The following is a 13653-nucleotide window of genomic DNA, read 5'->3' as shown; positions in this document are numbered from 1 at the left end:
ACCTGTGGCTTGCTCCAAATCTGACAGCTTATCGATTCAGTCAAATATCCTTAATAATTTAAGTCATTTTGGATGTTTGTTTTATGGTAGGATAATTGACCTACGCCAATGTCGCGAAGGTTAGATTATGAACAGCAGTTTCAGGCCACCCATGGCCTCCGCACCCTGTTTGCTGGGGGATGAGACCAACGACATCATCCGCTACGACACCGCCCCGGCGGAAGTGGCCTTGTTAAATGGCCTGAGCCATGCGTTCGGGATCTGCCTGAATGAAAAACAGGACAACCCCGAAGCCCTGTTCCTCAGCGACCTGGCCCGCCTGTTCCACCAGAAACGCATCGACGCCGAAACACCACTGGAAAAACACGACCGCCCCTGGGCCAACGTTTACCTCATCCAGTACGGCATCCTCCGACTGTTCAGGGAATCCCCGACCGGCAAGGTGGCCATTCATCACTTCTTCACCGAAGGCGACCTGATCTGGCCAGTGTTCGGGCGCAGCCGCACCGTGCGCAATACTCTGTGCCTTACCAGCGTGCTGCCCGCCACCGTTTGGGTTGCCGATTTCGCGGCTTTCCGGTCAGCTATTCAGAGCCACGGCGACGGATTGTGGGCCAGATTTGCCCTGGTGCTCACAGAGGAAATGGCAGAGCTCACCAGCATGCGGGAATATCGCAAACACACTATGTCTGCCAAAGAGCGCTACGCGCTGCTGGTGGATGAGTACCCGGAGTTGATCAAACGGGTACCGGATAACCAGCTTGCCTCATGGCTTGGTGTTGTACCCGCCACTTTCTCCCGACTGAAAACCGCAGCGAAGTCTTGAACCGGCCAATTTGAGACATCACGCACAAAATCGCCCAATGACCGCCATTCCAAGGGCCTGAGACCCGTCAACGTGCAAATTATGCCAATCTGACGCGGCCCTTTGCTGATCAGGCCAATAAACCTCTCCGCCACATACGTAACATCCTGTTCCGTTCCGTAAACAAATACGAAAAGTCGTAACAGGGGTGTTGCACAATGAAGTTGCAGTCAAGTCGTCTGCCGGTTGCTTCGATAAAAGGAGTACTGGCAAGTTCCATTGCCATCATGCTGGCCGGGTGCCTGAGCACAGGAGGTGAAGCCACCTCTAACGATGCCACAGGCGCCGGCAACGGCTCCGAAGGTCAGGATGGGCGCGCGTTTTCCACAGTGAACGTGGCCTTCGACCCAGCCAACCAGGTTCTGCCGTTTCCCACCAATCTGCTGTTTGAGGCAGATGCCAATGCCCCAAAAGACGGCACCATCAACGCCCCGGTAGCAAACCCGGAGGCCTCTTCCGCGGCACTGGTCCAGGGCCTGAACGAGCTGGATGGTTTCTCCACCATCGCACCCTGGCGCGTCACCTTCACCGGTGATGTAGATGCCGCCAGCCTGCAGGCAGGCAATACCGTTCGCGTGTTCCGGATGACCACGGCCGCCAAAACCTACCCGGAGCGGGTTCAACCCACCGCCGTCGACCGCGAGCTGCAACCGGGCACCGAGTACCGCGTGCAGTACAACGCAGGCGCCCGTGAGCTGCTGATCATTCCCACCCGCGCCCTGGACAAAGGCACCAGCTATACCGCCGTCATTACCAAAGGCGTGCTGGACCCTGACGGCGCGTTGGTTGGCAGCCCGTTGCAATGGTCCATTGCCAAAGGCACTAACCTGCTGGACCAGTGCGACAGCCCGGACCGCTCCGACCCAGCCCTGTTGCAGTGCACCACCAACCCGGCCATCGCACCGTTGGTGGAGGACAGCCGTTTCGGCCTGAGCCGGGATGATCTGTTGCTGGGCTGGGGTGTGACCACGCAGCAACAGGACGACACCTTCCTGGCAGCCGCCCAGGCCATCAAGAACAACCAGCTTTCGATGCCCGGCAATGGCAGCACAACCTGCCAGACGGCCATCTGTTTTCTGACCATCGGCTCGCTACTAGGCCAGGATGCTCCGAAGGCTCCGGGCGACAAAGCCATCATCTACCCGGGAACTATCCAGCTGCCATCGTTTATCGCAACACCTGATAACGTGGATATCTGGGGCAACAGCCCGGCGACGGACGAGGTTGTACTTTCAACCAAGTGGACCTGTGAAGCCGGAAGCTGCAACTCGGACGATGCCCGCGGCCTCAGCAACGGTGGTGAGGCCCAGATGCCCCAACTGACAACCTGGAACACCGTTCCCGTGGTACTTGCCGTGCCAGACCCGAGCGCGTCCGGGGTGCCCGCGCGCCCTGCGGGTGGTTATCCCCTGGTGATTTTCCAACACGCCATCCAGCAGGACAGAACCAATGCCCTGGCCATTGCCTCCGAGCTTGCCCGGAAAGGATTCGCAGTGATTGCCATCGACATGCCCCTGCACGGACTGGTGCGCAACCAGTTACCGACCGACGACAGCCGGTTGGCCCTGCACGCGGCCAACCTGAACGACCAGCTCTATAACTCATCGCTGAACGCCGCAAGGGACATCATTCCCCTGAAAATTGAGCGCACCTATTATCTGGACCTCGTTGGCGGTGACGACGATACTTCCGATGGCATCATCGACGGCTCCGGCGCGCACTTCCTGAACCCGTCACAACCACTCACCCAGCGCGACACCTTGCGCCAGGGCGGCCTGGATCTGGTTTCGCTTGCCCATTACATTCGCAGTGGCCAGATGAGCCAGTGCGGTATGGCCGACGCCCTGTTCGGCGAGGCGGGTTTGCTGAAAACCTGCAATGCCAGCCGCTTTAACATCAATCTGTTCAATCACGTCAACTTCAACGAACTCCACTTCCTCGGCCATTCCGTGGGCAACATCGTTGCCGCACCCTTCCTGGCCCAGGACCCGGACATTCGTTCCGTTGCCATGCTGACCCCCACAGGCGGCATCATGGAAACCCTGGCGGCCTCTGACACCATCGGGCCACAACTGGCTTCAGGCTTGGCGGAATCCGGCGTGTTTCCGGGCACCGAGGACTACTTCCGATTCTTTGCGGTGGTGCAGGCCGCCATTGATTCGGTGGACCCGCTCAATCACGCACAGGCCATCGCCAACCCGGTGGATGCCAATGGAGAGAGTTTCGCCCGTCCGGTATATCTCTCGCAGATAGTCGGCAATGATGGCACCGAGGCCAGCCCGTCTGACCTGGTGTTGCCACCCTCGGTGGGCCAGAACGCACCGCTTGCCGGCAGCACCCCGCTGGCTAACGCCATGGGGCTGGAGTTTGTCCGCCAGGGCAACCTGGACAACGGCAAGGTAACTCCCTCAACCCAAGCCGACGGCACCACGCCACAGGGCCTGCAAATTGCCGTGCCTTTCCGCTTCGGCGCGCATTCCTCGCCGCTGCTGCCAGACACCCTGGTAGACGACCCTCGCAGCGATGAACCCGATGCCACCGTGGCGCTGCCAAACGGAGAAGAAGTCCACTTTGAAATGCAGATGCAGGTGGCGGATTTCTTCAGCACCCCGTCTGAACTCACCGTTATCGAAGAATTTATCGACGTTCGTCTGTGACCCGTTAACAGGACAGTATTATGTTTTCTGCAAACACTCCGCTGCGGGCATGGCTGCCCGTAGCCATCATGGCTGCCTCATCGACTGCACACGGCGCCGGTCTGGAACTGACCCAACACGGCACCAAGGAAACAGGCCATGGCTTTGCCGGCACTGCGGCCCTGCTGGAAGACGCTTCGGTGGTTGCCCACAACCCGGCAGGCCTGCTGCGCTTGAGCGGCACCCAGACCAGTCTGGGCGTCAGCGCCATCTACGCCGACCTGAACTACAACGTGCGCGTGCAGCGGGAAAAAATCGAGCTGCCCTATGGCCTGGATCCAACACCGGTGAGTGGTCCGGGCAACGCCACCAGTAAGGAAGTGTCCATCGCGCCACACCTTTACCTCGCCCACAGGATCAGCGACGACGCCGCCGTCGGTGTTGGCATCTATGCTCCGTTTGCCTCGGGCAGTGACTTCCCCACAGGTTGGGCTGGCCGTTATCACTCCGAGGAAACCTCCCAGACTACAGTGAACATCAATCCGGTGTTCGCGTTCCGCGTTACCGACACGGTGACGGTTGGTTTTGGTGGTTTCATCCAGATGTACGACGCCAAGCTCACCAACCAGATTGATACCGGTTATCTGGTTGCGGAAGCCCTGGTGGATCGAGTTCGGGAACAGGAAGGCGAAGCCGCTGCCCGCGCCACGGCGGAAGATGCCGTCGCCCGCATTGGCTCACAGTTCGATATCGAGAACGACATTGAAATTGACAGCATGGCCTTCGGCCTGAGCTTTGGCTTGTTGTGGGAATACAGCGACCGAACCCGTTTCGGGCTGAATTACCGCAGCCGCACCGAGCACGTGGCCACCGGCCAGGCCACGCGAAAAGAAGTGTTTGACCCGGAGTTCCGGGAACGCCTGGTACAGACAGTTCAGGGCTTCGCCAACATCACCGAGGAAGATGCCCGGGATGCCGTTGCCTCCGCGTTCGATGAACGTGGCGCCCTGGGCGGCGACCTGGAATCCACCATCACCCTGCCCGATGTACTGACGCTGAGCGCCTTCCATCAGTGGACCGATCGAATTGCGGTAATGGGCAGCGTCACCTACACCAACTGGAGTGTGTATGACGAACTGCGTTTATCGTACGTAGACACCTCTGCCCGGGGTGGCTCAGACATTACCGAAAGCGGTGACGATGTGCGCCGGCGCGACCTGGTTCAACCTCTGAAATTCGAGGACAGCTATCGCGTTGGCGTGGGTGCCAGCTATGCCTGGGATGACCGCCTGACTCTCAGGACCGGCGCCAGCTTTGACCAGAGCCCCCTGCGCAACTCGGATTTCCGCACCCCGCGGGGGCCGGATAACGACCGTTACATCGTCGGCCTGGGGGCCAGCTATCAGTGGTGGGACAACCTGTCGGTTGATCTGGCCTACTCCTGGATTCGAATCACTGAGGGTGATGTAACCGCAGTGGAGAACCCGGCGGGCAGCAACCATCGGGCTATTGGCACCAGTGAGGGCACACTGCACAACCTGGCGGCCCAGGTGAACTATCGGTTCTGATGGCGCCGCAATAAAAACCGACAGAAACAACAAGGGCAGAGGTCACCCCCTGCCCTTGTTCGCGTTTAATGAATCACAAATCCGTCAATCAGCCATGCAGCTTTACTGCCAGCTCCGCCACATGCTTACCCTGGTAGCGGGCAATGTTGAGTTCTTTTTCGCTAGGCTGGCGTGAACCATCACCGCCAGCAATGGTGGAGGCGCCATAGGGCGTGCCGCCATTAACTTCGGAGATATCGAAGAAGTCCGGAATGCCGTAACCAAGAGGCACGATCACCATGCCGTGGTGCGCCAGCGTGGTCCAGAAGGAGCTGATCGTGTGCTCCTGCCCGCCACCGGTGCCGGTTGAGGTAAACACACTCGCCACTTTTCCGTGCAGCTTGCCTTCGGCCCACAAGCCGCCGGTCTGGTCCAGGAAGGTGCGCATCTGGCCGGCCATATTACCGAACCGGGTCGGGGTGCCGAAAATGATGGCGTCATAATCCGCCAGCTCGGCCGGGCTGGCCACCGGGGCTGCCTGATCGGCCTTGCCGCCGGCATTCAGGAATGTCTGGTCTGCCATGGTCTCCGGCACCCGCTTCACCACCACATCGGCACCTGAAACACTTTTTGCACCCTCAGCCACGGTGTTCGCCATGGTTTCCATGTGGCCATACATTGAGTAATAAAGAACCAGTACTTTTGCCATCGGATAATCTCCTTGTTCGCTATGAATGATCACAGCGTAACGGGCCGGGGCAAATGGTTAAAACGGAAGATTTCCGACAGGTCATTCAGTTTTTCTGAACATGGTCACAGGATGTTCATAGCATTTATTTGCGTACACATGTACGCTGAGCTGCATTATACTTTCCGTTCGTACAGACAACCGCAGATGAACATCCCTATGAACCAGGCCCAGACCACCGCAGAATCCCTCCACAACCGCATCGAGGAATGGATTAACAGCGCTACCCACGGCCTTGGCGCTGTTCTCAGCGTTATCGGAACTGTCGCCCTGATAGTCGGTGCCAGCCAGATGGGGGATGTCTGGAAGATTGTCAGCTTCAGCGTGTTCGGGGCCTCCCTGATTCTGCTGTATATGGCCTCTGCGCTTTACCACGGCACCCGCCATCCGAAACTGAAAACCGCATTCAAAACCCTGGATCACTGCGCTATCTTTCTGTTGATCGCTGGCACCTACACACCTTTCCTTCTGGTCAATCTGCGCGGCACCACCGGCTGGACTTTATTTGCAGTCATCTGGTCCCTGGCACTGACCGGGGTGATGCTGAAAGTAATCTTCAAGAACCAATTCAAGCTGGCCAGGGTGGGCATTTACGTGGCCATGGGCTGGCTGATCATCTTCGCCTCATCCGATCTGGTTGCCAATCTGAGCGAAACCGCCCTCTACCTGACCATCGCCGGGGGCATTGTCTATACCGCCGGCGTGGCGTTCTATCTGGCCGACCGCATTCCCTACATGCATGCCATCTGGCACCTGTTTGTCATCGGCGGCAGCGCCTGTCATTTCAGTGCCATCTATTTCGGTGTTCTGCCCCACACGGTCTGAAAAAGACGCCCACCGCATGAGTGCTTCGCAAAGCCCCGGACGAATCCATGCCTTCTGGCTTTTCTTTCCCGCTGCCGCTCTGTGGGCCGCAGTGGTTGTGCCAATGTCATTGTTTGCAGTCATGTCCGGAACCGGCTGGCCACCGGGCCTGCTGGATGCCGGCCACGGCCACGAGCTGATTTTCGGGTTTGCCCTGGCTTTGATTGCCGGTTATACCCTCGGCCCGCAACCCTGGAGACTACTTGCGTCCCTGTTTGGCCTTTGGCTTGCTGCGAGGTTCAGTTGGCTGCTGGCTCCGGAGTGGCTGGTCAGCCAGCTGCTCAGCCCGGCCTTTGCCCTGCTGCTGGCCTGGCAGGTAGTGCCGCGCTTTCAGGCTGCCAAAAAATGGCGCAACAAAATTGCCGGACCGCTGATCCTGGCTCTGTGCCTGCTGGCGCTGGCCTATGCCCTGACGGATTGGATACCTGCGGTGCTGACCAAAAGAAGCCTGATGGAAGTCGCCATTCTGGGCCTGATGTTGCTGATGACGTTTATGGGGGGCCGAATCATCGCGCCGGCGGTGGCTGGCACCCTGGAGAAACGGGGCATCCCCCTGGAAGCCAGGGTTCAGCCTCGGATTGAGGGCGCTTTGCTGATTGTGCTGCCCCTCGCAATGATTTGTCTGCCTTTTTCTGGCACCCGCCTGATATCCGGTGCCCTCCTGTTGCTAGCCGCCACCCTGATCATTGTCCGAACGGTCCGCTGGAAGCTCTGGCGTTGCACCGACAGGCCGGATCTTCTGGTCCTGGCTCTCGGCCACCTCTGGCTGGCTGCGGGAGCCGGGGCCACAGGGGTTCACCTGTTTACGGGCCAATCATTGGTGCCGGCCCTGCACCTGATCACTATTGGTGCCCTCGGCACTTTATCTGGCAGTGTCATGCTGCGGCTGGCCTGGCAACGGGCTTGCCGCACCTTCCCTCCGGCCTGGCAGGTGCTGGCACTGGCGAGTGCCATGGCCATTGCTGCCATCAGCCGCTATCTCACTGGTGACGCGCCGTACTCTCAATCCAGTTTGCTCTGGCTGGCCAGCGGCGTCTGGGCCCTGGCCTTTGCCGGTTTGGCCAGCCAGTTACTGGCGCTGTTCCTGCTCAGCAACAGTTCCTCAAACCGCGCCCTGTAAAGCCTGGAAATCATTGGCTACCTCCACTGCACCGTTTCGCTCTCCACCTACCACCGACGAAGTACCACCCATATAAGGCACTGTTTTAAATAAATTTATTGACTACTTGAGCAAAGCTCACTGAGCATCGCCTGGCTAGCTCAAGGCACCCGAATTTTTCACTGATATTTGTCAAGAATGGTTCTGCGGCTTCGTTTGCACAATGGGCTCATAGTCCGTAAACCACGACGACCGTGGCTCCGGCATGTTGTTCACCAAGGAGCAAACACCATGGCAAAAACCAACGCAGACATTGAACACTGGGATGTAGAAAACGAGGAATTCTGGGAACGGGAAGGCAAGAAAGTCGCCTCCCGCAACCTGTGGATCTCCATTCCCAGCCTTTTGATGGGCTTCGCCATCTGGCTGATGTGGGGCATGATCACCACGCAGATGATTAATCTGGGATTCCCGTTCTCGGTTGAGCAACTCTTTACCCTGACCGCCATTGCCGGCCTATCCGGTGCGACACTGCGCATTCCCGCCTCTTTCATGATCAAGATTGCCGGGGGGCGCAACACCGTATTCCTGACCACAGCCCTGCTCATGATCCCGGCATTGGGCACCGGCATTGCACTAATGAACCCGGATACACCCTTCATTGTGTTCCAGGCACTGGCACTGCTGTCCGGTATTGGTGGTGGTAACTTTGCTTGCTCCATGAGCAACATCAGCTCGTTCTACCCTAAGAGCAAGCAGGGTTATGGCCTCGGCATGAACGCCGGGCTTGGCAACTTCGGCGTGACCACCATGCAGATTCTGATTCCGCTGGTGATGACCGTTGGCATTTTCGGCGCCCTTGCCGGCGCCCCCATGGAACTGCAAAGTCCAAGCGGCACGCTGATTGGCCGGATTGAGGCGGGTACCGACACCTGGATCCAGAACGCTGGCTTCATCTGGCTGGTTTTCCTGATCCCACTGGCCTTTGCTGGATGGTTCGGCATGAATAACCTGAAAGTGATCACGCCGAACCCGGGCAACCCGATATCCGCTTTCGGCAAGATCCTTGGTCTTTATGGCGTTGGCCTCCTGACCTCCCTTGCCGGCGTATGGGCATTAGGCATCCTGAACATGTGGGTGGCACTGCCACTGACAATTATCCTGACCTTGGTTTTGCTGCGACTGATCCCTGGTGATATCAAGCCCAACATCCAGAAACAGTTTGCCATCTTCAGCAACAAGCACACCTGGTCTATGACCGTGCTGTATATCCTGACGTTCGGCTCATTTATCGGCTTCTCTGCAGCCCTGCCGCTATCTATCAGCGTTATCTTCGGCAACATGATGGAAGTGGCAGCGGATGGCAGCGTTACCCGAGTGGCAAATCCTGACGCTCCGAGTGCCCTCACATGGGCTTGGATGGGGCCGTTTGTGGGTGCCTTGATTCGCCCCGTAGGTGGCTGGATTTCAGACAAGATGGGCGGCTCCATTGTCACCCAGATCATCTCTGTCGTAATGGTGGTTGCCTCAGTAGCCACCGGTTACGTGATGATGCTGGCATACAACTCAACCGACCCTAACGCCTACTTCCCGATTTTCCTGGTGCTGTTTATCCTGATGTTCGCCGCCAGCGGCATTGGCAATGGCTCCACGTTCCGCAGTATTGGTGTGATTTTCGATCAACAGCAGAAAGGCCCGGTACTGGGCTGGACCTCTGCAGTGGCTGCTTACGGCGCCTTCATCGCACCACGGGTGATGGGACAGGAAATTCAGGCAGGCACTCCGGAAGTTGCTATGTACGGTTTTGCCGTATTCTATGCCGTATGCCTGGTGGTTAACTGGTGGTTCTACCTGCGCAAAAACGCCTACATCAAAAACCCGTAATTGCACCAACCAACGCGTTAGACCTCTGCTTGCCGGCCCCACAAGGGCCGGCTTTTTTGTGCCCAGACATCCTGCGGTCAAGCGCTGGAACCCGGACCAACAACGCCCACCTGAAGCCTCTGACGAGCGCCTCCAGCATCGCAAAACCGCCCCCCACCACCCCTACACACCTCAAAAACACACGACCAGCGCAGTCGCACCGCCCTCTGGAAACCATGGCAGACCATCACCACATCCAGTCCATCCAACCGTTGATCAAAATGCAGAGTCGCTCGAAAAACCCTGACCATCCGTTTATCACAAGCACAAAAAAGCCCGCCAGGATTGCTCCGTGGCGGGCTTGGCTTGCTCCAGCTCTAAGGCGTTACTTTGCCCCAAGCAGTGCCGCTCTCTGGCGCTCTTCCTCTTCAATCTGAAGATCCACAGAAGACACATGGTACTCATCAGAAAACGCGCTCTCAGGCTCCTTCAGCCAGAGGATACACAGCACCCAGCTGATGAACGCCCCGGCAGAGATAATGAAGAAGAACTGAGACGGTGTTACGAAGGTGAAGATGGTGAGGTAGACCACCGCCCCGACGTTACCGTAGGCCCCCGCCATACCAGATATCTGCCCGGTCAGCCGGCGCTTAATGGACGGAATGATGCCGAAGGTGGCACCTTCTGCACCCTGCACGAAGAACGAGGTGAATACGGTGATTCCCACGGCGATGATCAGCGGCCAGTTGGAGTTTAGCAGCCCCATCAGCGCAAAGCCCAGGCCAATACCGAACATATAGCTGAGCATGACAAACCGGCGATTGCCCATACGGTCAGACACCAGACCACCCATCGGGCGCGCCAGCAGGTTAACGAAGGCAAAGGAAGCCGCGATCAGACCCGCCGCAGTGGCACTCAGGCTCCAGGTTTCCTCGAAGAACATCGGCAGCATGGAGACCACAGCCAGCTCGGCACCAAAGTTGGCGAAGTAGGTACTGTTCAGGGCAGCCACACTGCTGAACGGGTACTTGTCGTCTTCCGGCACACCCTTTTTCAGGATTGGAATGTTCACCCGCAGAATCTGGATAATCTGGTAGCAGACAATCAGGAAAATCGCCGCGTAGCAAATGGCAGCGCCCATGGGGCTCAGGTAGCCCAGGTTCTGGATGCGCCAGACCAGGATGGCCAGCACGCCAATCAGCGGGATGGTCCACAGGATGAGCTTGACCAGGTCACCCCAGCTGCTCACTTCCATGGCAGACGCCTTGCGCGGCTTGCGGTGCACAGTGCCTTCCGGGCCGTCAGTAATAGCGAACCAGTACCAGACACCGTAACCGGCCATCACGATGGCGCTCTGGGCAATCGCCCAACGCCAGCCGTCATCGCCACCGTACATGGTAATAGCGATGGTTGGCAGAGTCATAGCCGCTGCGGCGGAACCGAAGTTACCCCAGCCGGCGTAGAAGCCCTCGGCAAAGCCGATGTCCTTGGGCTTGAACCACATGGCGGTCATGTGGATACCCACCACAAAGCTGGCACCGATGGAGCTCAGCACCAGACGGCTGATCAGCAGCTGGGCCATGGTGTTACCGAAGGCAAACACCAGGGCGGGAATGGCCATCAACACCATCAGCACCGAGAACACGCGGCGTGGCCCAAACCGATCCAGAGCCATGCCGACGATGATTCGGGCAGGAATCGTCAACGCGACGTTACAGATGGCGAACAGGCGTAGATCGTCTTTGGTCAACCAGTCGACGCTTTTGAGCATACTGGATGCCAGGGGCGCCATATTGAACCAGACATAAAAGGTAATAAAGAAAGCAATCCAGGTCAGGTGCAGGGCCCTGATCTCCGGATTGCGGACGCGGAATACGTCAGCGACTTTCATTTTAAGCCTCCAGGGCTAACAGCAAGGGAAACAGAAACCCAGCCACTTCAGCGGCTGGGCAGAATCAGGAGCGGGCACTGGACACGGCGGGCCAGAAACGAGCTGACGCTGCCGAAGGTCATGTAGTCCAGTTCGTCCACGAAATAGGTCAGGGAACGGGCGATAAAGCCGCCATCAGGCTCATGGCTGTGGCGGGCCAGTACCAGCATGTCGGGCCGTACTTTTTTCTCGGCTGCGAACAGCAGCATCTTGCGGGCATCGCCATCCAGCAGCATGGTCTCCGCTTCCACGCCCTGGCTCTGGCACACTTCAAGCGCCTCCTTGAGGTGGCCCTTGAGCTCACTCACCTCTTCCTGGAACAGGTCTTCGTTACTGGATGTGATATCCCGGGGATTTTCTGCCACCGCCACCAGAGTCAGCCTGGGCGACAGTGCGCGAAACATGGTGATGGTCTGGGCCAGGGCCAGCCTGGCGTTTCTGGAACCATCGTAGGCAATCATGATGTTCATGGGGTTCTCCGAGGCATTTGCTGCCGGCGGCAACCGACAGGACTTTGACTTTCCTCAGCATTACCCCACAGCGCGCGGGCCCCATAATTGACGTACATCAAGAGGCTCTGCGGGTACCCCACCAGAGAAATCCTGCAGCTATCCCCTTCCGCGTTATAGCCCCGGAACCCGTACCACCACTGCACCCAGCAGGAGGTACCTCCAATGCACCAGAAGCCAAACCAACATATTTGATATCGTTTACCTGAAGCCATTCACACCGTTCGAGAGCGGCCATGACCACCACTCCAACACCCGAAGACCAGTACCGGGCGCTGGGTTTATCCACCTTTGCGTTCACCCTCTGCTTTGCGGTCTGGACCATCTTCTCCATCATCGGCATCCGTATCAGCGAAGAGCTGGGCCTGACCGACACCCAGCTTGGCCTGTTGATGGCCACACCGATTCTGACCGGCTCTATCAGCCGCCTGTTTCTGGGCATCTGGACAGACCGTTACGGTGGACGCTGGGTATTCGGCATCTTGATGCTGACGACGGCAGCCTGTGTTTACCTGCTGACCTTTGCCACCACCTACCCCATGATGCTGCTTGGCGCCCTGGGCGTTGGCCTGGCCGGCGGCGCGTTTATCGTGGGGTTCGCCTACACCGCTGCCTGGTTCGAGCCCGCCAGACAGGGCACGGCACTGGGTATTTTTGGTGCGGGCAATGTGGGGTCGGCGGTCACCAATTTTGGTGCGCCTTTTTTACTGGTTGCCTTCGGCTGGGAAAAAACCGCCCAGATCTACGCCCTGGTACTGGCGCTGATGGGGGTGTTTTTTATTGTGTTCGCAGAAACGGACCCGCTGGCCCAAGCACGGGCCAAGGCCGAGCAAAAATCCTTTGCCGAGCAGATGGCACCACTGAGAGAGCTCAGGGTCTGGCGTTTCGCGCTCTACTACTTCTTTGTGTTTGGCGCCTTTGTTGCGCTTGCGCTCTGGCTGCCCCACTACCTGATTGGGGTTTATGGGCTAAACATCCAGACCGCCGGCATGATTGCTGCCATGTACACGGTGCCCGCCTCCCTGTTCCGCATCCTCGGCGGCTGGCTATCTGACCGCTACGGCGCCCGCAGGGTGATGTACTGGACCTTCACGGCCTCAGTGATATGCACCTTCCTGCTCAGCTACCCGCCAACGGAGTACGTTATCCACGGCATTGAGGGCGACATCCGCTTCAGTTTCGAAATCACTCTTGTGGTGTTCGTGGTGCTGACCTTCGTGCTCGGGTTCTTTATGTCCCTGGGCAAGGCAGCCGTGTATAAACACATCCCGGTGTACTACCCTATGCATGTTGGCGCGGTAGGCGGTGTGGTCGGTATGATTGGCGGGATCGGCGGCTTCCTGTTGCCACTGGCGTTCGGTGTGCTGAACGACATGACCGGCATCTGGCAAAGCAGTTTCATGCTGATGTTCATGATTGTCGCCACTGCCCTGGCCTGGATGCACTATGCGATTCGCAAGGCTGAAAGGGCCGAGTGGGCGGCCCATGAAGAACGCACAGACCTGCCGGAACTGGCCTCGCCGCAACTGTTCTACCCACTCAGCCGGCAGCACCAGGAGGCACCGCTGGTGAAGCCGCCACCACAGCCCTGA

Annotated in this window: 10 protein-coding genes; 7 read left to right on the top strand and 3 right to left on the bottom strand. The window is 58.3% G+C overall.

All coding sequences use genetic code 11. The features are described from left to right. The first annotated feature begins 127 nt into the window (after positions 1–127). The 3 genes from ACZ5Q2_RS08080 to ACZ5Q2_RS08070 all read left to right on the top strand — a co-directional run bounded on the left by ACZ5Q2_RS08080 (position 128) and on the right by ACZ5Q2_RS08070 (position 5069). A complete protein-coding gene (locus tag ACZ5Q2_RS08080) occupies positions 128–826 on the top strand; it encodes a Crp/Fnr family transcriptional regulator (RefSeq protein WP_058091901.1) in 699 nt (232 codons plus the stop codon). Between the two features lie 197 nt (positions 827–1023). Continuing rightward, the gene (locus tag ACZ5Q2_RS08075) at positions 1024–3522 is read left to right on the top strand and encodes an Ig-like domain-containing protein (RefSeq protein WP_432210253.1); all 2499 of its coding nucleotides are present in this window, start codon (positions 1024–1026) and stop codon (positions 3520–3522) included. Between the two features lie 20 nt (positions 3523–3542). After that, a complete protein-coding gene (locus ACZ5Q2_RS08070; RefSeq protein ID WP_420194509.1) occupies positions 3543–5069 on the top strand; it encodes an OmpP1/FadL family transporter in 1527 nt (508 codons plus the stop codon). 88 nt (positions 5070–5157) lie between these two features. Here ACZ5Q2_RS08070 and wrbA read toward each other — a convergent pair whose 3' ends face one another. Beyond that, positions 5158–5757 carry an NAD(P)H:quinone oxidoreductase gene (gene wrbA, locus ACZ5Q2_RS08065; RefSeq protein WP_286922024.1) on the bottom strand — a complete coding sequence of 200 codons (600 nt, stop codon included), beginning with the start codon at positions 5755–5757 and terminating at the stop codon, positions 5158–5160. A gap of 186 nt (positions 5758–5943) precedes the next feature. Between wrbA and trhA the strand changes: the two genes are divergently transcribed. The 3 genes from trhA (at position 5944) to ACZ5Q2_RS08050 (ending at position 9643) form a co-directional block, all read left to right on the top strand. After that, positions 5944–6621, top strand: a complete 678-nt coding sequence (trhA, locus tag ACZ5Q2_RS08060) for a PAQR family membrane homeostasis protein TrhA (RefSeq protein WP_432210254.1) — start codon at positions 5944–5946, stop codon at positions 6619–6621. A gap of 103 nt (positions 6622–6724) precedes the next feature. Beyond that, entirely contained in the window at positions 6725–7780 is a 1056-nt protein-coding gene (locus ACZ5Q2_RS08055) for an NnrS family protein (protein ID WP_432210255.1), read from the top strand. Between the two features lie 270 nt (positions 7781–8050). Then, positions 8051–9643 carry an MFS transporter gene (locus tag ACZ5Q2_RS08050; protein WP_138435438.1) on the top strand — a complete coding sequence of 531 codons (1593 nt, stop codon included), beginning with the start codon at positions 8051–8053 and terminating at the stop codon, positions 9641–9643. Between the two features lie 364 nt (positions 9644–10007). Here ACZ5Q2_RS08050 and ACZ5Q2_RS08045 read toward each other — a convergent pair whose 3' ends face one another. Further along, positions 10008–11513: an MFS transporter gene (locus ACZ5Q2_RS08045; RefSeq protein ID WP_374813604.1), complete on the bottom strand. Its 1506-nt coding sequence runs from the start codon at positions 11511–11513 to the stop codon at positions 10008–10010. A gap of 47 nt (positions 11514–11560) precedes the next feature. Beyond that, entirely contained in the window at positions 11561–12022 is a 462-nt protein-coding gene (locus tag ACZ5Q2_RS08040) for a universal stress protein (protein WP_061332956.1), read from the bottom strand. 275 nt (positions 12023–12297) lie between these two features. Between ACZ5Q2_RS08040 and ACZ5Q2_RS08035 the strand changes: the two genes are divergently transcribed. Beyond that, a complete protein-coding gene (locus tag ACZ5Q2_RS08035) occupies positions 12298–13653 on the top strand; it encodes an MFS transporter (protein WP_432210256.1) in 1356 nt (451 codons plus the stop codon).

Source organism: Marinobacter alkaliphilus, assembly GCF_055394375.1.
Note: the sequence above shows the minus strand (reverse complement) of the source record. Positions and strands in the feature narration are given on the sequence as shown.